This window comes from Actinokineospora auranticolor (assembly GCF_002934265.1).
In the GTDB taxonomy this organism is placed as follows: domain Bacteria; phylum Actinomycetota; class Actinomycetes; order Mycobacteriales; family Pseudonocardiaceae; genus Actinokineospora; species Actinokineospora auranticolor.
The window spans coordinates 20,392-39,757 of record NZ_PTIX01000010.1; the positions used below are offsets into that span (position 1 = coordinate 20,392).

A 19,366-nucleotide genomic window follows, 5' to 3' on the forward strand; every position below is an offset into this window, starting at 1 on the left:
GGAAACCGGGGGCCGGAGGCATACCAAGATCAGCGCGAGGCGGATGACTGTTGAGCCGATCCACTGACAGGCGAGCGCTCCGAGGCCAACGACACCTGGGCAACGAGCACGACCCCGCGCGAATCAGGGCTTCTGCGCGAGCGCGCCCAGCATCAGGTGGTTGAGTTCGCACAGCGGTGTCAGCCGGGGACCGTCGGGCCACCACTTGTGCAGCAGCACCAGGCCCGGCTCGATGAGCCGCAACCCCTCGAAGTACCCCTCGATCTCCGGCCGCTCCCGGAACGACGTCGCCACCGCCGTCCCCATGAACTCCTTGAACAGCGTCCGCGCCAGCACGCTGTGCACGCTGCCGTCGGCCGGGTCGTACTGCTGGCTCAGCACCAGGTACGAACCCGACGGCAGGGCCTCCACCCAGCCGCGCACCAGGGCGCGGACCACGTCGTCGTCGAGGATGTGGCCGGTCACCGCGCACAGCAGGACCGCCATCGGGCGGTCGAAGTCGACGCACTTGCGCAGGCCGGGGTCGGTGGTGACCCGGTCCGGGCGGGTGATGTCGAAGTCGAGCATGTGCGTGTACTCGTTCTCCTCCAGCAGCGCGCGGCCGTGCGCGAGGACGACCGGGTCGTTGTCGATGTAGACGACCTTCGCCTCGGGGTTCTGCCGCTGCACGATCTGGTGGGTGTTGTCGCCGGACGGCAGTCCCGAGCCCAGGTCGAGGAACTGGTCGACGCCACGCCGCGTGACCAGCAGCCGCAGGACCCGACCCACCCACTCGCGGTGGTCGCGGGCCATCTGCTCGACGCCGGGGGCCATCGCGGCGAGCCGGGCGACGACCTCGCGGTCGGCGGCGTAGTTGTCCCGCCCGCCGAGCAGCGCGTCGAACAGCCGCGCCTGGTTGGGCGCGTCGAAGTCGAGGGAGGCCCCCGGCGGGCGGGGGTCCCACGGCGAGCGTTCGGCAGCGGACATGTGACGGACTCCACAGGAGCGGCGACGGACGGTGAACAGGGTAGGACACCGGGTGGCCATCGCGGACAGCCCCCGTCGTACGTCGTACTCGTTCTCCGCTGCGTTCGCGCCCCGTCCGGTCATCGTCACCCGGAAGTCGGAGGCCCGCTGGTACGTGTGGGGTACGGCCACTGCGCCCGGTGACGGTTTGTAGCCCACCGTGCGCGACTAGGGCAACGCGTCGACCGCGGTCCCCAACTCGGCGAGCGAGGGCGGGTCGGCACCCGCGCGCGTGCAGGTGGTGGCGGCGACGGTGCACGCGAAGTCGAGTGCGGTCGCCAGGTCGAGGGTGCTCGGGTCGGCGCCGGGCCCCAGCAGGCCGGACCGGGAGAGCACGCACAGCAGGCCCGCGGTGAACGCGTCACCCGCGCCGACGGTGTCGACCGCGGTGACCTGCGGGGCGGGTCGGGTGAGCCGGGTGTTGGCCGTGATCGCGTGCGCACCCCGGGAACCGAGCGTGACCACCACCAGCCTCGGCCCCCGACCCAGCCACTCGTTGGAGTGAAACACCGGATCGACGGACGGGTAGAGCCAGGCGAGGTCCTCCGCGCTGGCCTTCACGACGTCCGCCAGCGCCACTTGCCGCGCCACCCGCGCCCGCTCGTCCGCCACGGCACCCGCGAGGGACGGCCGGATGTTCGGGTCGTAGGACACCGTGCGCCCGGCATCGCGCGCGGCGCGCATCGCGTCCTCGACGGCGCGGGGCGACAGCGCGGCGGCCAGCGACCCGGTGTGCAGGCAGGTGGCGCCCTCGACGGCCGGGACGCGGTCGACGTCCCAGCCGATGCGGAAGTCGTAGGCGGCGACGCCGTCGAGGTCGGTCGAGGCGAAGGCGACGCTGGTCGCGGCGGTGTCGAGGGTGCGCAGGGAGACCTCGGCGAGGTGTTCGCGCAGCAGGGCACCGAGCAGGTCGTCGCCGATGCTCGTCGACAGCGCGACCGGCACCCCGAGCCGCGCCAGCCCCACGGCGACGTTCGCCGGGCTGCCGCCGGGGTGCGCGGTGAACACCCGGCCGTCGGCGATCATGTCGACCAGGGCCTCGCCGACGACGCTGATCACTGGCGCGGGAACGGCAGCTGCGGTTGGGACGCCTGGTCGCCCGCGACCGCGGCGGCGCGGGCCTCGGCGGAGGCGCGGCAGTGCCCGCAGTTGACCGTCTCGGCGACCGGGTGCAGCTCGCCCGCGCCCGCGCCGGACCAGCCCTGGCCGCAGGCGGGCGCGGGCATGGTCAGCCCGGACACCCACGGCACCATCCGCACGGCGTGCACCACCGGCGACCGCCGCACCCGCAGGTTCCGGTCGGCGAACCGGGCGGCCTCCTGGCGCGCGACCGACGACAGCGCCGCGTACAGCGGGTCTTGCTCGGCGGCCTGCGGGAACAGCGGTTCCATGGTCACGAGCCCAGCATGCCGCACGGGACCGACAACCGACAGTTCAGTGGATGCTGTACGGTTTCCGCTGTGCTGAAGTGTGAAACACGGGAGGACGCCCTCGCCCGCCTCGGCAAGGCGCTCGCCGACCCGACCCGCTGCCGGATCCTGGTCGCCGTGCTGGACGGGGTCAGCTACCCCGCGCACCTCGCCGACCACCTGGGCCTGACGCGCTCCAACGTCTCCAACCACCTGTCGTGCCTGCGCGGCTGCGGGCTGCTCGTGGCCACCTACGAGGGCCGCCAGGTGCGGTACGCGCCAGCCGACGAACACCTGGCGCGGGCGCTGGGCGAACTGGTCAAGGTGGTGCTGGCCGTGGACACCGATGAGACGTGCCTGAACGGATGAGCACCGACGCGTGTGCGTGTTGCAACACGACCGCAGAACGCACAACGTTGCTCACCCGCCGGGTCCGATGGCTGGTCGGTGCCACCATCACCTACAACGTTGCCGAAGCGGTCGTCGCAATCACCGCAGGCGCGGTCGCGTCCTCAACGGCGCTGATCGGCTTCGGCCTCGACTCGGTGATCGAGGTCGCCTCGGCAACGGCCGTCGCCTGGCAGTTCTCCGGCACGGACCACGCCAAGCGCGAACGCGCGGCCCTGCGGGTCATCGCGGTGTCGTTCTTCGCACTGGCCGCCTACGTGGCGATCGAATCCGCCCGGGCGCTGGCGGGTGGGGAGGTCGCGGCCCACTCGACGGTCGGCATCGCACTGGCGGCGGTGTCGTTGGCGGTCATGCCGTTCCTGTCGGCGGCGCAGCGGCGGGCGGGGCGGGAGCTGGGGTCGGCGAGCGCGGTGGCGGACTCCCGGCAGACGTTGCTGTGCACGTACCTGTCGGGGGTACTGCTGGTGGGGTTGCTGCTCAACTCGTGGCTGGGCTGGTGGTGGGCAGACCCGGTGGTCGGCCTGGCAATCGCGGCGGCGGCGGTGAACGAGGGCCGCACGGCTTGGCGGGGCGAGCACTGCTGCTGACCCGCAGCCCAGCGGCCCCTGATGATCAAGGCGCGCCTCCGGCCCCCACTATCCATCCTAGCCAGGGCGACCGACAAAACCGGAAGATCAACAGCGAGCCTGTGGACAACTCCGCCTAGCGGCCCCAAGCCCAGCGAAGGCCGTAGCGGCCCTGCAAGTCAGTCGCGTAGGCGTGAGCCGTGTGCGCGGAGTCCAGATCAACAGCCCGAACCTGTTCTCGACCCCCGATCTCCGAGTACTGGACGCAGTACCTCGGCAGCGCCCGCGGATCGAACCGAACCTCCAACAGATACCCCCGCACCGGCAGCCTGCTCACCCTCTGGTGCCCGAGCGCGATCGGACTGGGCTGAGGAATCCGGTACTCGTGCTCCACGATGATCGTCTCCCGGCGCGCCAGGGTGTGGTCGAAGAGGAGTTCCGCCGCGATCTGGCCGCCCGTGCGGTCGATGTTGACCCGACCGACGGTGCAGTTGCGCAGGCCCGTCACCGAAGGTGGCGGACCTCCTCGGCGCTCCGCCCAGCTGGTGACCACGATCCGGTCCACACCATCACGTTCCGCGCGCAATACCTGGCGGGTGCGCTGGACCCTCTTGACCCGGTCGGCGCCGATCTCGATGTGGTCGTGGGCGCTCAGCCTGGTCAGCAGGGCATCCTGGCTCAGGTCCAGCTCCGCCACCAACCTGCGGAACTCCCCCATGTCCGACCACGGCGCCGACACGGCCAGCGGCTGCGGCACGCGGCGGGCCGCCCGGCCGCGCGGCTTGGGGGCCTCCAGCAGCGACCGCAGCGACCCGGGCGCCAGGCCGAGCAGCGCCTCCAGGTGGTCGAGCGCGGCCAACGACCGGGGGCGTTCGGGGCGGCTGCGGCCGGTCTGCCAGTAGCTCAGGGTCGCCAGGCTGACCGGCGTGCCGCGGGCGCGCAGTTGCTCGGCGAGTCGCTCCAGGGTGGTCTCGCGGACCTGGATCGCCGCGCGCAGGGCATCGGCGAAGCAGCCGGGGGCCGGGACGGTCACCTCCCGGAACGTAGCTTTCCTCGCCCGTTCGTGGGAAGAGGCGGTTCGTTGCGGCGGCCCTGCCATGCGCGGTCACAATCACCAGAACGCTCACGGAAATCGACGTCCTATTCCCTGATAGGCCCGTACGCGACCCGATCCGACTAGGGTTTTCCCGCCGCGTCATGACTGAGGGAAACCGGGCCCGGGCGAGTCGGACGATTCTCCGTCACGTTCGTGGCGTGCGGGTTTCATCTTTACCACCGAGCGGCGATCGCCCAGCGTTACGTCGCTGACCTGCTGATAACCCGATTCCACACCCGCGCATCGCCCTGTTGGGTGATTCCCAATACGCAATTCTCGACTGGGAAAGATCCGGCAACATCCCATCGGGATCCTCCCCTTGCCGCACCCGGACCCGTCGGGCCAGTATTCGCCGGGTAACGCGGTCGGCGGGTGTTCCGGGTGAGGGTGCGCGCGCGCCGACGGCGTGCCGTTCCCTCCAGCGCCGTCACCGGCGCTCCCTGCGGGAGGTACCTTGAAACGCACTCGTCTTTCCCTGCTCGCCTGCGCGCTGACCGCCATGGTCGTGGTGACCACGGCGGCACCGGCGACCAGCGTCGCCACGGCCGCGGCCGCCGAGCCGCGCGCGACCGCCGAGTACACCGTCAGCGGTGTGCGCACGGTCGAGCAGCGCACCGCCGTCGCGGCCACCGGCGCCGCGATCAACGGCCGCGAGGACAGCCGCACGCTGATCACCGCGACCCCCGAGGAGGTCGCCCGGATCCGCGCGCTCGGCTTCACCGTGACCCCCGACGCCGCCGCGCCGACCGGCCGCGGGCTCGCGAACCCGCTGGACTTCCCCAGCGCGGACTCGGGGTACCACAACTACGCCGAGATGACCGCCGAGATCGACAAAGCCGTCGCCGCCTACCCCAACCTGATCACCAAGCAGGTGGTCGGCAAGTCGTCGCAGGGCCGGGACCTGTACGCGATCAAGATCTCGGACAACGCGGCGACCGACGAGGACGAGCCGGAGGTGCTGTTCACCCACCACCAGCACGCCCGCGAGCACATCACCGTCGAGATGGCGCTGTACCTGGTCAACCTGTTCACCGGCTCCTACGCCACCGACAGCCGGGTCAAGGCGCTGGTGGACAGCCGGGAGATCTGGATCCTGCCCGACCTCAACCCCGACGGCGGCGAGTACGACATCGCCACGGGCTCGTACCGCAGCTGGCGCAAGAACCGCCAGGCCAACTCGGGTTCCACCGCGGTCGGCACCGACCTCAACCGCAACTGGGACTTCAAGTGGGGCTGCTGCAACGGTTCCTCCACGAGCCCCTCCTCCGACACCTACCGCGGCACCTTCGCCGGGTCGGCGCCCGAGGTGTCGTCGGTGCAGAACTTCGTGAAGAGCCGCAACGTCGGCGGCAAGCAGCAGATCACCGCGGCCATCGACTTCCACTCCTACAGCGAGCTGGTCATGTGGCCGTTCGGGTGGACGCAGTCGCAGGTCGTGCCGGGCATGACGCAGAGCGAGTACAACACCTTCCAGACGCTGGGCCGCGCGATGGCGCAGACCAACGGCTACACCCCCGAGCAGGACTCGGCGCTCTACATCACCGACGGCGCGATCGACGACTACCTGTGGGGCGTGCACAAGATCTGGGCGTTCACCTTCGAGATGTACCCGACCAGCTCGGGCTCCGGCGGCGGCTTCTACCCGCCCGACGAGGTGATCGGCCGGGAGACCGCGCGCAACAAGAACGCCGTGCTGCACCTGCTCGACTACGCCGACTGCCCGCCGCGCGCGACCGGCGGCACCTGCGGCGGCACGAACCCGCCGGGTGGCAAGGTCTTCGAGAACACCGCCAACGTGGACATCCCGGACGCGGGGGCGGCCGTCTACAGCGACATCGCGGTCACCGGGGTGCCGGGCAACGCGCCCGCGACGTTGAAGGTGGACGTCGACATCAAGCACACCTTCCGCGGTGACGTCGTGGTCGACCTGGTCGCCCCCGACGGCAGCACCTACCGGCTGAAGAACTCCAGCACCAGCGACTCGGCCGACAACATCCTCGCCACCTACACCGTGAACGCCTCCTCCGAGGTCGCCAACGGCACCTGGCGGCTGAAGGCCCAGGACACCTACCGCTCGGACACCGGCTACATCGACGGCTGGAAGCTCTCCTTCTAGCTTCCAGGTAGCCGGACGTCACCCCCGCCTAGGTCGGTCAGGCGGGGGTGACACTTATTTTTCGCCGTCCGCACACCGGGCGAACAGCGCGAATTCACCCGTCTAGCAGCGGTACTTCGACGGCCAAGCAGTAAACGGGTGAACTGTGCGGGTTTGGGCCGTACGGCGTATAGCCCTGGGCCATCTCACCGGAGCAGCCTGCTGAACATGTCTCAACTCCCTGCTCCGCGCCGCGTGTTCCCCGCGGCGCTGCTGCTCCTGGCGCTGGCCCCGGTGGCCGCGCCCGCGTCGGCCGCGGACGACCGCGGTCCGGTGCTCTCCGCCGCTCCCCTGCCCCTGCCACCCGGCCACACCAGCGCCGACGCGGTCGCGCTCAACGAGCGCGGCGAGATCGTCGGCGGCAGCCGCGGCCCCGGGGCGTCGCGCGCCGTGCTGTGGCGCGGCGCGACCGTCACCGACCTCGGTCCCGGCGCCGCCACCGGGATCAACGAGCGCGGCCAGGTCGTGGGCGGCGAACAGGTGTCCGGGTCGGTCGGCGCGTACGAGCGCACGCCGCGGCTGTACTTCCGCGGCACGTCGACCGCGCTGCCGCTGCCCAACCGGGCGTTCGCGATCACCGGCCCGATCGCCGACGACGGCACCGCGCCGGTCGCCTTCCCCAGCACGACCCAGAGCTACCACATGGAGCGCGTCGGCTACTGGAAGGACGGCGCGTTCGTCGGCCTGCCCGTGCCGGGTCCGCACCTGAGCCTCAACGCGGTGAACAACAACGGCGTGCTGGCGGGCGCGTACGTGCCGCAGTTCGGCAACCACCCGTACGCGTTCCGGTGCCAGGGCGCGACGTGCGAGGAGCTGGCCTGGCTGCCCGGCGCGACCGGCCTGGCGTCGGTGTCGGCGATCAACGACCGGGGCGCGATCGTGGGCACCATCGGCACCAACGCGGTGCGCTGGGACGGCGCGGCGGTGACCGGGCTGCCCGCGCTGCCGTCGGCGACGTGGTCGTCGGTGTCGGCGAACCGGCAGGCGGTCAACGAACGCGGCGACATCGTCGGCACCTCCGGCAACCGCGCGGTGCTGTGGCGCGACGGCCGGGTGGTCGACCTCGGGTCGCCGCTGGGCGGGGCGAGCGGCGCGGTGGCGGTCAACGACCTCGGTGACGTGGTCGGCTGGAGCGAGACCCCGGACTACTCGCGGCGGCAGGCCTTCCTGTGGCGGCAGGGCCGGGTCACCGACCTCGGCACGGCGGGCGCGCCGAACTCGACCAACGCGATGCCGACCGCGCTGAACAACCAGGGCGTGATCATCGGGCGGGCGGTGACGCCGCAGTGGGAGACCGTGCCGCTGCGCTGGACCGTCCGACCGCCGCGCTAGTCCACTCTTCGTCCACTGTGGAGCCTCGGGCCCGGCCCGGGGCTCCACCCGGGAATATGTTTCCCGGCACCCGGACTCGATCAAGGCACTAGGGTGTCGGGATGGCACACCTGTTAGGGCCGGTCGGGCTCAACGAGACCGACAACGCGGTGTACCTCGCCCTCGCCACCACCCCGCGCGGGACGGCGCAGGACATCGCGGAATCCGCCGAACTCGCGCTCCCGGCCGTCCGCCGCGCGTTGCGCACCCTCACCGAGGCCGGGTTGGTCACCACCCTGCTGGCCCGCCCCATGCGCTACGTCGTGGCCCCGCCGGAGGTGTCCATCGACGCGCTCGTCTCGCGCAGGCAACAGGAGTTGGAGGGGCTGCGCGCCTCGGCCAGGGAACTGGCGCTGCGGCTGCGGGAGACACCCGCGTCGGCCGAGACGGACGTGGTGGAGATCCTGGAGGGCAACGACGTCATCCAGCACCGGTTGGCGCAGATGCAGTTGAGCGCGCAGGACGAGGTGCTGATCATCGACGCGCCGCCGTACCTGCACGGCACACCGGTGCAGAACGACCAGGAACTCGTGACCCTGCGGCGCGGCGTGCGGTACCGCTCGCTCTACCACGGACCCGCCTTGCAGTTGCCCGGCCACTACGAGCAGATGATGGCCTGCATCGCGGCGGGCGAGCAGGCGCGCACACTCGCGTCGGCACCGATGAAGATGCTCATCGTGGACCGCCGCGTCGCGCTGATGCCGGTCTCGTTCGCCGCCGCGGAAACCAGGACGCGTCTGCTGGTGCACGCCGCACCGCTGGTCGAGGGCCTGGTGGTGTGCTTCGAGGCGCTGTGGGAACAGGCCGCGCCGGTGCACGGCGGCAGCCAACCCCCGCGCGAGGGGCTGTCCGACCGCGACCGCCAAGTGCTGTCCCTGATGGCGGCGGGCCTGAAAGACCAGGCCATCGCCCGCGCGCTGGGGGTGGCGCAGCGCACGGTGGTCCGCCGGATCGCGGAGATGATGACCACCCTCGGCGCCGACACCCGGTTCCAGGCGGGCATGCTGGCGGCCCGGCGGGGGTGGATCTAGCAGGGGAAGTGGACAGCGGGTCACCGACCGATCACGTTCGGTCGAGCCGGTGGTCACCCGGGCCGGGGGTTTGAGTCCGGGGGCGGAGGGCGTAGCGTCGGGGTTGTCACGATCACGCTGTCACGATCATCCGGTGACGCCGCGTCGGAGATGCCATTCGGGTGTCAGACCGAACTCGGACTACATTTTCTTCGTGGCCGCCCCGACACCTGGGAGCGCCACATGAGGTCGACCCCTCTGGAACTCGCCATCTCGCACGACCGCAGAGCCCCGGTGCTCCGGTTGAGCGGGGACATAGACCTGGCCACCTGCCCCACCGTGGAAGCCGCCCTGGCGGTGCGGCTGCGCCGGGCGCCTGCGCTCTTGGTCGTCGACCTGGGGGCGGTGGGGTTCATCGGGTCGTGCGGCCTGGAGTTGCTGGCGGAGACGCGGCGGACGGCGTTGGGGAGTGTGCGGGTGGCGGCGTGTGTGCCCGCGGTGCTGCGGGCTATGGAGGTCACGGGCACCATCGAGGCGATCGCGCCGTATCGCACCGTCGCTGACGCGTTGACGGTTGACGCCTGATCTCTTGAGGTTGTCCACAGGCTTGATCATCTTTGGGCGGTTTTGTCGGTCCTCTTGGCTAGGATGGATAGTGGGGGCCGGAGGCATGCGTTGATCATCTTGCGGTCTGCGGGGTGCCGGTTGCGGGCGTGGCCGGGTTGATCGCTTTGTGGCCCGTGGGGTGTCGCTGGGGCCGGAGGCGTGCGTTGATCGCCTTGCGGCCTGCGGAGTGCCGTTGGGGCCGGAGGCGTGCGTTGATCGCCTTCTGATCTGCGGGGTGCCGGTCGGGGCCGTGGCCGGGTTGATCGGTCCGGCTGTTCGCGGAAAAGCTGGGAGGCCCCGATTGGGCGAACTTGCTTTGCGCGGGGCCCCTACGAGCCTGCGGTGGGGCAAGAGCGGTGGGGAGGGGCAAGCCCCCACCCGCAGGAGAGCTTGGCAGGCCCGTCCCCCCACACAAAGCAAGTCCACCCAATCAAGGCGAATGGCAGGGGCGCGTTGCGTCAGGCGGGGCTGGGCTCAAGCGGCGGTTATGGGGTGGGTCCGGTACAGCCGCATTGCGTTCTGTGTGTGGTGGGTGGGTGGGATCCCGCGGCGGTTGCGGGGTGGGTCCGGTACCGCCGTGTTGCGCTGGGTGGGGGCTGGGATCCTGCGGCGGATTCGGGGTGAGTCCGGTACAGCCACGTTGCGGTGCGCGAGGGCTGGGATCCTGCGGCGGTGGTGGGGGTGGCTGGGAAGAGAAGGGTGTTGCTGGGCCGGGATTCGGGCGCGGGCGTCTGGGGGTGGTGGGGCGCCTGGGCAAGAAGGACGGCAGGAGCGGCAAGATGATCAACGCGTGCCTCCGGCCCCCGGTATCCATGCTAGCGAGAGGGGCCGACAGTTCCGGGCGAAAATGATCAAGGCTGTGGACAACTCTGGGCGCGTGTGTGAAAACGGCTCGGACGATGTGGTGGGGGCGCGTTGGGTCGGGCAGGAAGCGGGCTTTCACGGCGGTTTCCGGGGGGCCGAGGAGGAATCGAAACCCACCGATGACGTGACGGGGCGTGTTGGGTCAGGCTGGGATTGTGCGGCGGGGTGCGCAGTCAAGCGCTTCGGGTTGGTGCTGGGTGGCGGTTGCGCGTCCGGCATAGCGCGGCTGGGTGGAGGTCGGGGCTGGGTGTCGATCGTGGGGCGGCCTTCGGGGCAGGCGGTTGGCGTGGGCGGCACAGGCCAAGCAGGCGGGGCGGTTGTCCACAGGCTTGATCGTCTTCGGCCGGAACTGTCAGCGCTCGCCGGTAGATTGGATACCGGGGGCGGAGGCGCATCCCCCTGCCTCAAGGGAAATCTCGGCGGGCGGGCCTCAGCGGGTGAACGGCGCGCGGTCGATTCGGGGGTCTTCGGCCACCGAGCGGATCGGTGTGATGGTCGGGTGGCCCGCCGCCAGCAGGGCGGCGTCGGTGCCCGGGGCGGGTTCCGCGTCGCCCGCCACGGTGGTCACGCCGATCGCCCCGTCGTCCAGGCGGGTCACGGAGCTGCGGACCGAGCCGAATTCCGACAGGTCGGCCCACTTGAGGGTGGGCAGGTGCGCGGTCGGGACATTCGGGACGTTGACGTTGAACACCGTGCCCGGCGGGCAGTCGCGCAGGAGGTCGAGGACCTCCGGCACCAGGCTCGCCACCGTCTCCCAGTGCTCCACGGTCCCCCGCGCGGGCCACACGTCGAGGGAGAAGGCCGCCGCGCGGATACCCGCGACGCTCGCCGTCAGGGCCGCCCCCGCGGTGCCGGAGTGCAGGAGCGCGCGGCCGAGGTTGGCGCCCCGGTTGATGCCGGACAGCAGCACGTCCGGTCGTTCCCCGAACGCCCCCTGACAACCCGCCAGGGCGATCAGGCCCGGGTGGGCGCCGACGCCCAGTGCCGGGAGGCCGTCGAGGTCCACTTCCCGCGTCACCACGCGGCGGTGGCTTTCCGCTGCTCGCAGGCTCGCGCCGGTGCCGCTGGCGTCGGTGAGCGGGGCGGCGACCGTGACCCGCAGACCGGCAGCGAGCGCCGCGGTGGCCAGCGCGCGCAGGCCGGGGGCCTCGACGCCGTCGTCGTTGGTGATCAGGGCCGTACCGACCATGCCACCAACCTACCCGGGGATCACACGTGGAAGACGATGTTGCGGGGGTGCATGCCGGGCGCGCGGTGCTGCCGGTAGCCCAGCGGCGCCAGGCGTTCGGCCAGGTCGGCGCGGGCGTAGCCGGTGGGGGCGTCGACGACGAGCAGCGGGCGGTCGCGGGTCAACAGGGTCGTGGCGCCGCGCAGCACGTCCGGTTCCGCGCCCTCGACGTCGACCTTCACCGCGTCGACCCGCGGCCAGCCGCGGTGCGCCCACAGCTCGTCGAGCGGGAGCACCGGGCAGCGCACCTCCCCCGTCTCCGGCAGGGCGCCGCGGACCGGGTCGATGTCGGACTGGTGGGCGAAGCTGCTGTCCGGGTGCGTGGTGAACCAGGCGGAGGCCCGGCGCGGGCCCGCCGCCACCCGGATCAGCTCCACAGTGGACAGACCGGACGCGGCCAGGTTCGCGCCGAGCGCGTCCGCGGTCAGCGGTACCGGTTCCAGCGCCCACACGAACGTGTCCGGCCGGTGCGCGGCGATCAGCAGGCTCAGCCACCCGACGTGCGCGCCGACGTCGACGAACACCCCGCCCGGCCGCAGCGCCGCCGTCAGGATCTCCGCTTCCCGGTGCTCGTGCCCGGCGGCGACCACCGCCGTCCTGGCCAGCGCGCCCTCGACGCGCAGGGAGACCCCCGGCGCGAGCGTCGCGGCGACCGGCGGTAGCGGACCGCGCGGCAGCACCCGGTCGAGCACCGCCAGCACCGGCGAGCTCAGCGACCCGCGGGTGATCCGCGCGTGCGCCCGCGCCAGCCCGTGCGCCAGCCCCACGCGCACCGGCGCGGGCCTGCCCACCCGCAGCGCGGGCCTCGGCAGCGTCGCGCTCCGCGGCCCGGTCACGCCGCGCGCTCCCGCGCGGCAGCCGTCCCACGCGCCTTGGACCACACCAACCCCTTGCGCCACAACGATCCGTTCCCAACCATTGGAGTCCACAGTGGATTTTCCGCACCGCGGCGGGTGGCGACCGGTCTCCACTCCGGCGGGCGGGTCCAGGGGCGCGGGGACACCGGCGGGCTCCCATCCTTCGATACGGCGAACATCGCCGTCCCGTGGGGCGGCGGGGGCTCGATTGTGGACGTTGCGCGTGCCGGTCGGCGGGAACGCCACGGCGAGACAACCCGATCGGGTGGCGATCCGCCCACGACGACCGACGGTGCGCCACCCGCGCCGGGCCGAGAGCCCACCTCGGCACCGCGAAACCCACTCGATCGTGCTAACGGAGACCCGTAACGCGCCCGCTGCCTCTGCCCTGCATCGCGGGCCGTCACCACACCCGACGGTCGGCTCACTCGACTAGCGGATCTAACGCGACCACCAACCGGCAGTACGCCCACTGCGAGTGGGCCCCCACCCGGCCCTGCCACGGCGCCCGGCGCGGCGACACCGCCGGACGGGGGCGATCCACCCGGTTACCTGCCATCCTGGCCGGGGCCGACGGTGATCAACGCGCGGGTGCGCGCCGGGCGGACGGTGATCACCGGCAGCCGACGCCGCCCGCGCAACGGAAGGGATCGCCATGCGTGCCCCGGAGCTCACCCCGGACGCCCGGATCTTCGTCGCGGGCCACCGCGGCCTGGCCGGGTCGGCCCTGTGCAGGCGCCTGCGCGCGGCGGGCTACGAGAACCTGGTGCTGGCCGAGTCGTCCGAAGTGGACCTGCGGGCGCGCGGGGCGACCGCGCGGTTCCTGGCCGACAACGCCCCGGCCGCGATCGTGCTGTGCGCGGCGCGCGGCGGCGGAATCGCCGCGGAGGCCGCCCAGCCCGCGGACTTCCTCTCCGACAACCTGCGCATCCAGCTCTCCGTGCTCGACGCCGCGCGGGCGCTGCGGGTGCCGCGGCTGCTGTTCCTCGGCTCGTCGCGGCTGTACCCGCGGGAGTCGCGGCAGCCGATCCGGGAGACGTCGCTGCTGTCGGGCCCGCTGGAACCGGCGAACCACACGTACGCCATCGGCAAGTTCGCGGGCATGGCGCAGGTGCGGGCGGTGCGCGAGCAGGACGGCCTGCCGTGGATCACCGCGCTGCCGACCAACCTCTACGGCCCGGGCGACAACTTCCACCCCACCGACTCGCACGTGCTCGCGGGGCTGATGCGCCGCTTCCACGAGGCCGCGCAGACCGGTGCCGAGTCGGTCGCGGTGTGGGGCACCGGCACCCCGCGCCGCGAGTTCCTGCACGCCGACGACCTCGCCGACGCGTGCATCACCCTGCTGTCGCACTACGACCGGGCCGAGCCGGTGAACGTGGGCACCGGCCGGGACATCAGCATCGCCGACCTGGCCAGGATGATCGCGGACACGGTCGGCTACCAGGGCGGCATCACCTTCGACCCCAGCCGCCCGGACGGCACGCCGCGGCGGGTGCTGGACATCGGTGTGCTGACGGCGCTGGGCTGGGCGCCGCGGATCCGGCTGCGCGCGGGGGTGGCGTCGACGTACCAGTGGTACCTCAACAGCCTGGCCCTGCCGCGCCCCCGGATGGCGGTGCGCGGCCACGAGGTGGTCCGCTGATAGGTTCGACCGCGTCGGTTTCCAGGCGGGCCCGGGGAGGGGGTGGCCGCGCTGGGTGCCTCGGCGTGGGGACCCGGGCGGTTGGACCGCGCGCGGTCGGTGCCGCTGTGGTCGCAGTTGCGCGCGGACCTGCTGCGGCGGGTCGACGCGGGCGAGTTCGACGACGCGTTCCCGGGTGAGCTGGCGCTGGCCGCCGAGTACGCCGTCAGCCGCAACACCGTGCGCGAGGCCCTGCGGCGGCTGCGCGCCGACGGGACCGTGGTCGCCGGGCGCGGGCAGCCGCCCAGGCTGGGCCGGTCGACGGAGATCACGCAGCCGCTGGGCGCGCTGTACAGCCTGTTCGCATCGGTTCAGGAAGCCGGGCTGACGGCCCGCAGCGTCGTGCTGGTGCTCGACCGCCGCGCCGACGGGGTGGTGGCGACCCGGCTGGGCCTGGAGGAGTCGACCCCGCTGCTGTACCTGGAGCGCCTGCGCCTGGCGGGCGACGCGCCGCTGGCGGTGGACCGCGTCTGGCTGCCGTACGCGCTGGCCGCGGGGCTGCGGGCAGCCGATTTCGCCGAGACGTCGCTGTACCGGGAACTGGACGAGCGGTGCGGCCTCCGGTTGACGGCCGGGCAGGAGCGGATCCGGGCCGTGACCCCCACCCCGGGCGAGCGGCGGCTGCTGGCCGCGCCGGTGGGCACGGCGGCGTTGGCGGTGGACCGGCTCGGGCTGGTGGACGGGACGCCGGTGGAGTGGCGGCACACGGTGGTGCGCGGGGACCGGTTCAGCGTGGTCGCGGAGTTCTCGGCGCGCGCGGGGTACCAGCTCGGCGTCCACTCGGGACAGTGGGAGTGAGTTCGCCGGGAATAGGTGCTCCGCAGTGGACTGCGGCACCCGGGGCAATCATCGGATGCCCCGACGAGTGAACAGAAATGGCAACTGGTAAGGACTTCTGACGCAGGACGGGGCGCCGAGCCCTGCTGTGCTCGGCGCCCCTACCCCCGTGGCCGTTCCCCGGCCGGTCCGACCCGGGGGCGACCGCGAGTCCGACGGGACGTGCTGCTGTGCGGGCGACACCTGACCCGACGCGGGCGGTGGCGGGGCGCGAGGCGTAGGTGCACGGTCCGCCTTCGGTTTTCCGCCGCGTCGGGTGGCGTCGTCCGGGTGGGCGGGTCATCGCCGTCGGACGTCTCTTGGCCCCCGCCACCCCACCGGGACCCGGCTAGGGTCCACAGTGGAGTGGTGGTGGTGTCACGCGTCGTGCCTGATCAAGCAGGGAAGTTGATCAGGCAACGTTCAGCACGAAGTCGAACGTGGCTTCCTTCGCCGACCCCACGGTGCGGACGTTCATCAGCAGCCGCCGGTCGTAGATGGTGTCGGTGTTGTTCCTCGGCTCACCCGGGAAGTACGTCTGGGTGGTGAGGATCCGACCGCCGGGGTTCTGCACCTTGACGTGGATGTGCCGGGTGCGGCCGGGGTACAGGCCGGGCACGATCGTGGTCAGGGTGTACTTGCCGCTGGCGTCGGTGAACTGGTGCCCGCGGAAGGTGTAGCCGACGTTGTCGTAGTTGCCGCCGTTGTCCGCCTGCCAGAAGTCCAGCTTGACGTTGGCCAGCGGCTTGCAGGAGCGGCTGAACACGAAGCCGCTCACGGTCAGCCGGGTGCCCTGGGTGCCGGGCTGGACCAGGCTGGTGCGCTGCGGGGAACCCGACTTGAAGTACGGGCCCTCCGTCTGCGCGATGGTGGTCTGCTGGCCCGGGGTGCAGGCGAGCAGCTCACCGTTGACGTTCGGCGCGACCTCGGGGGTGGCGGCCGACGCGGTGAAACCACCGGCCGCCGTCACGCCGAGCACGCCCGCGGCGGGCACGACGAGCGCGCCGAGCTGCAGCAGGCGCTTGCGAGTGATGTTGCCCTCGCCCGCGAGTTCGTCTTCGACCGGTGGGAGTTCTGCAGTCACTTGGGAAGTACCTCCTACGACGAGATCACCGGGTCGGCGATCGTCACGGATTGGCACAACCGATGCTGTTGCAGTGACAGGTTCGTTGCAATCCGTGGTGATACGGGCTTAACTCAGGCGCTACCGTGAGCGGAAACGTGGTGAACGCACGGCATCCGGCCGGCGCGCGGTCATCCGAGGTATGAGGACGCAGCATGGAAACCGGTCCCCTGGGAACCACAGTGGACAGATCTCCCCCGGCGGTCGACCGGCCGCCGCTGGTGGGTCGCGCGGCCGAACTGGCCCGGCTGTCCGCCGTTTCCGCCCCCGCGCTTCTGCTGGTCGCGGGCGAGGCGGGGGTCGGGAAGAGCCGTCTGGTCAGCGAGTTCCGCGACCGCCCCGACGCGCGCGAGGGGCACTGGTTGGTCGGTGAGTGCCTGCCGCTGCGCGAGCCGTTCCCACTTGGCCCGGTGCTCGACGCGCTCAAGGGGATCGACGTGTTCACACCCCCGGTGGGAAGGGTCGACCGGGTGGACGTTTTTCCCAGAATTCGCGCGGGACTGGCGGAACTCGGTCCCGCGGTGCTCGTCGTGGAGGACCTGCACTGGGCCGACGAGGCGACGTACGAGTTCCTCCGGTTCCTGTGCCGCGGGCTGCCGCCGAAGCTGCGCGTCGTGGTGACGTACCGGCCGGAGAGCGTGCGGATGGAGCGCCCCGTCGTGGATCTCGCGGGCTACCTGCCGCGGTGGGCGCGCGCGGTGGAGACGACCGTGCGACCGCTGCGCGCGCGCGAAGTCGGCGAACTGGCGGCGAGGTTGTTGGGACTGACGAAAGTAACCGACGAGTTCGCCATCCGGTTGCACGAGCTGACCGGCGGTGTTCCGTTCGTGGTCGAGGAAGTGGCGCGCGCGCTGCCCGCCGAACCCGCGCCCCGGCTGGCCGACGCGCCGCGCTCGGTGCTGGACCGGCTGACCGCGCCGGTCGCGCTGCGCGGCTCCATCGCCGAGCGGCTGGCCACGTTGCCGCCCGCCGTGCGCGAGGTGGTCGGCGCGGCGGCGGTGCTGGCCGCGCCCGCCGACGAGGAACTGCTCGGCCGCGTCGCGGGTCTGGACGCGGAAACCGCCACCGACGCCATCGACCGCGCGCTCGCGCACGGCCTGCTGCGGCAGGGCGGTCCCGGGATGCTGGCCACCCGGCACGCGCTGGCCACCCGCGCGGTGATCGACCTGCTGGCCCCCGGCGACCTGCGCCGCGCGCACCGCAACGCGGCCGCCGCGCTGGCCGGTGCCGACCCGGTGCCGCACGCCCGGCTGGCCCGGCACTGCCGCCACGCGGGCCTGGTGGAGGACTGGGTGCGGCACGCCGAGGCCGCCGCCACCCGCGCGATCGCGCTGGGCGACGGCGACACCGCCGTGGACCTGCTGGCCGACGTGGTGGCCGCGGCCGGCGTCGAGATCGACGTGCGGGCCAGGGTGGCGTCACTGCTCAGCCGGGCCGCGCAGCCCGGTCTGCGGCACGGTGAGGCGGTGTCGGCGCTGCGCGCGGTGCTGGCCGAGGACGACCTGCCCCCGCGCAGGCGCGGCGAGATCCGGTTCGGCCTGGGCATGCTGCTGATCGCGCAGTCCGGCGAGGCGAGCGCGGGCCGCGGCGAGCTGCGGGCGGCGGTGCCGGAGCTGCCCGACCGCCCCGACCTGGCCGCGCGGGCGATGGCGGCGCTGGCGATCCCGTCGGACAGCTCCGGCACCATCACCGAGCACCTGGCCTGGGCCACGCGCGCGCTGGACCTGCTGGGCTCGTTCGACGACCACGCGGTGCACACGGCCGTGCACGTCAACCACGCGTCGGTGCTGCTGTACTCCGGCGACCCGGCGGGCTGGCCGGTGTGGCGGGCCGCGCTGGCGCGGGGAACCACGCCGGAGGCCCGCCTGCACCTGCTGCGGGGCGCGAGCAACGGTGCCGACGCCGCGCTGTGGCTGGGCCACGACGCGCGCGCACGGGAGCTGCTGGAGCTGATCCCGACCCTCGTCGACGAGGACCCCGCCCTCTACACCGTGCGCCTGCTCGACGGTGCCCGGCTGCGCCTGGACCTGGCGGCGGGCCGCTGGGACGGCCTCGCCGAACGCGTCGCGAACGTGCGCGCGGGCGCGGGCGCGCACCGGTTGCCGCAACTGGACGTCGAGGCCCGCCTGGTGGCCGCCGAGCTGGCGCTGGCGACGGGGTCGCTGGCGGACGCGGAGGTGGACCTGCGGACGGTGGCCGAGACGGGCGCGTCCCTGCAGATCCCCCTGATGACGGCGGCCGCGGCGGCCCGCGCGCGGATCGCGCTGTCCGGCGGGCGCGCGGACGAGGCGCTGGCGTTGCTGACCCCGGCCCTGGATGCCGTGCGGCGTCAGGGGAACTGGGTGTGGGCGGCGGCGGTGGTGCCGTTGACGTGCGCGGCCCTGGCCTCGCTGGGGGAACGGGTCCGGGCGTCCCACGCGCAGGCGGAGTTCGCGGAAGCCGTTGCGGGACGCGACGCGCCGCTGGCGGACGCCGCGGTTCGGTTGGCGGCCGGTCACGTCGCGCGCAAGGCGTCTACGGGGGTAGACGAGTTCGGTGCCGCGGCGGCCCTGTTCGACGCGATGGGGCGCCCGTACGCGGCGTGCCAGGCGCGGGAGGAGACGGCCGCGGTGCACCTGGGGTCGGGGGACAAGCAGGCGATGCTGGACGTGGTGGCGGTGTACACGGCCCTGGGCGCCCGCTGGGACGCCGCGCGGTGCGCGCAGGTGCTGCGCAAACACGGGGTGGCGCCGCGGCACCGCGGGGGCAGGCGGGGGTACGGGGACGCGTTGTCGCCGCGCGAGGAGGCCGTCGCGCGGATGGCGGCTCGGGGGAGCACGAACAAGGAGATCGCCGAGGCGCTGTTCATCTCGGTGCGGACCGTGGAGGACCACGTGGCGAACGCGCTGCGCAAGTGCGGGGTCCGCACGCGCGCGGACCTGCCGTGGGACTTCCCCCGCTCGTCGTGAGGTGACGGCCGGTGCGCCGACGCTCCTGAGGGCACGCGGCGCGGGTGGTGGGTGTGGGTCGGGCCGGCCCCGCTGGTGGGTGCGCTGGGCCGGTGGGTCCTGTCGGTGACGCTGCCGGCGGGGTCGGCCAGGGCCGATGCCCGTCCCCGTCGCGGGTCTCGTATCGGCGACCCCCGAAGCCACTCCCCCGCCGACCAGCGGACCACTGTGCCGGTGCCCA

Annotated in this window: 16 protein-coding genes and 1 pseudogene; 10 read left to right on the plus strand and 7 right to left on the minus strand. The window is 72.7% G+C overall.

Going from position 1 to position 19,366, the window contains the following annotated elements:
- Positions 1-123: 123 nt before the first annotated feature.
- The 3 genes from CLV40_RS19060 to CLV40_RS19070 all read right to left on the minus strand — a co-directional run bounded on the left by CLV40_RS19060 (position 124) and on the right by CLV40_RS19070 (position 2,402).
- The gene (locus CLV40_RS19060) at positions 124-966 is read right to left on the minus strand and encodes an SAM-dependent methyltransferase (RefSeq protein ID WP_104480313.1); all 843 of its coding nucleotides are present in this window, start codon (positions 964-966) and stop codon (positions 124-126) included.
- A gap of 207 nt (positions 967-1,173) precedes the next feature.
- Positions 1,174-2,064 (minus strand): carbohydrate kinase family protein, encoded by an 891-nt coding sequence (locus tag CLV40_RS19065; RefSeq protein ID WP_104480314.1) that lies wholly within the window; start codon positions 2,062-2,064, stop codon positions 1,174-1,176.
- Positions 2,061-2,402 carry a hypothetical protein gene (locus CLV40_RS19070; RefSeq protein ID WP_104480315.1) on the minus strand — a complete coding sequence of 114 codons (342 nt, stop codon included), beginning with the start codon at positions 2,400-2,402 and terminating at the stop codon, positions 2,061-2,063. The genes CLV40_RS19065 and CLV40_RS19070 overlap by 4 nt, the downstream gene beginning before the upstream one ends.
- 63 nt (positions 2,403-2,465) lie before the next feature.
- Here CLV40_RS19070 and cmtR point away from each other — a divergent pair, with 63 nt between their 5' ends.
- Positions 2,466-2,783 carry a Cd(II)/Pb(II)-sensing metalloregulatory transcriptional regulator CmtR gene (gene cmtR, locus CLV40_RS19075; RefSeq protein WP_104480316.1) on the plus strand — a complete coding sequence of 106 codons (318 nt, stop codon included), beginning with the start codon at positions 2,466-2,468 and terminating at the stop codon, positions 2,781-2,783.
- On the plus strand, positions 2,780-3,409 hold the full coding sequence (locus CLV40_RS19080) for a cation efflux transmembrane domain-containing protein (protein WP_104480317.1): 630 nt from the start codon (positions 2,780-2,782) through the stop codon (positions 3,407-3,409). Before cmtR ends, CLV40_RS19080 begins: the two co-directional genes overlap by 4 nt.
- 115 nt (positions 3,410-3,524) lie before the next feature.
- Here the strand turns inward: CLV40_RS19080 and CLV40_RS19085 are convergent, their stop codons facing one another.
- Positions 3,525-4,421: a helix-turn-helix domain-containing protein gene (locus CLV40_RS19085; RefSeq protein ID WP_104480318.1), complete on the minus strand. Its 897-nt coding sequence runs from the start codon at positions 4,419-4,421 to the stop codon at positions 3,525-3,527.
- A gap of 562 nt (positions 4,422-4,983) precedes the next feature.
- Here CLV40_RS19085 and CLV40_RS19090 point away from each other — a divergent pair.
- From CLV40_RS19090 to CLV40_RS19105, 5 genes and pseudogenes are all read left to right on the plus strand, one after another.
- Positions 4,984-6,198 (plus strand): annotated as a pseudogene (locus tag CLV40_RS19090) (M14 family metallopeptidase); the annotation flags it as partial.
- Between the two features lie 165 nt (positions 6,199-6,363).
- Positions 6,364-6,600 (plus strand): proprotein convertase P-domain-containing protein, encoded by a 237-nt coding sequence (locus CLV40_RS40795; protein ID WP_281261672.1) that lies wholly within the window; start codon positions 6,364-6,366, stop codon positions 6,598-6,600.
- Between the two features lie 207 nt (positions 6,601-6,807).
- The gene (locus CLV40_RS19095) at positions 6,808-7,971 is read left to right on the plus strand and encodes a hypothetical protein (protein ID WP_104480320.1); all 1,164 of its coding nucleotides are present in this window, start codon (positions 6,808-6,810) and stop codon (positions 7,969-7,971) included.
- A gap of 101 nt (positions 7,972-8,072) precedes the next feature.
- Positions 8,073-9,041: a helix-turn-helix transcriptional regulator gene (locus CLV40_RS19100; protein ID WP_104480321.1), complete on the plus strand. Its 969-nt coding sequence runs from the start codon at positions 8,073-8,075 to the stop codon at positions 9,039-9,041.
- 222 nt (positions 9,042-9,263) lie between these two features.
- Positions 9,264-9,605, plus strand: coding sequence for an STAS domain-containing protein (locus tag CLV40_RS19105; protein WP_181043592.1), 342 nt, complete (start codon positions 9,264-9,266; stop codon positions 9,603-9,605).
- 1,315 nt (positions 9,606-10,920) lie between these two features.
- Here CLV40_RS19105 and surE read toward each other — a convergent pair.
- Positions 10,921-11,679 carry a 5'/3'-nucleotidase SurE gene (gene surE, locus CLV40_RS19110; protein WP_104480323.1) on the minus strand — a complete coding sequence of 253 codons (759 nt, stop codon included), beginning with the start codon at positions 11,677-11,679 and terminating at the stop codon, positions 10,921-10,923.
- 20 nt (positions 11,680-11,699) lie between these two features.
- Complete coding sequence (locus CLV40_RS19115; RefSeq protein WP_146108105.1) at positions 11,700-12,554, minus strand: FkbM family methyltransferase; 855 nt, start codon at positions 12,552-12,554, stop codon at positions 11,700-11,702.
- A 676-nt stretch (positions 12,555-13,230) separates the two neighbouring features.
- Here CLV40_RS19115 and CLV40_RS19120 point away from each other — a divergent pair.
- Together CLV40_RS19120 and CLV40_RS19125 are read left to right on the plus strand one after the other, a co-directional pair.
- Complete coding sequence (locus CLV40_RS19120; protein ID WP_104480325.1) at positions 13,231-14,220, plus strand: GDP-L-fucose synthase family protein; 990 nt, start codon at positions 13,231-13,233, stop codon at positions 14,218-14,220.
- Positions 14,221-14,262: 42 nt separating this feature from the next.
- Positions 14,263-15,057: a GntR family transcriptional regulator gene (locus tag CLV40_RS19125; protein ID WP_245931384.1), complete on the plus strand. Its 795-nt coding sequence runs from the start codon at positions 14,263-14,265 to the stop codon at positions 15,055-15,057.
- Between the two features lie 430 nt (positions 15,058-15,487).
- Here CLV40_RS19125 and CLV40_RS19130 read toward each other — a convergent pair whose 3' ends face one another.
- Positions 15,488-16,159 (minus strand): dioxygenase family protein, encoded by a 672-nt coding sequence (locus CLV40_RS19130; RefSeq protein WP_245931385.1) that lies wholly within the window; start codon positions 16,157-16,159, stop codon positions 15,488-15,490.
- 194 nt (positions 16,160-16,353) lie between these two features.
- Between CLV40_RS19130 and CLV40_RS40325 the strand changes: the two genes are divergently transcribed.
- Positions 16,354-19,146 carry an ATP-binding protein gene (locus CLV40_RS40325; protein ID WP_104480326.1) on the plus strand — a complete coding sequence of 931 codons (2,793 nt, stop codon included), beginning with the start codon at positions 16,354-16,356 and terminating at the stop codon, positions 19,144-19,146.
- Positions 19,147-19,366: the final 220 nt, after the last annotated feature.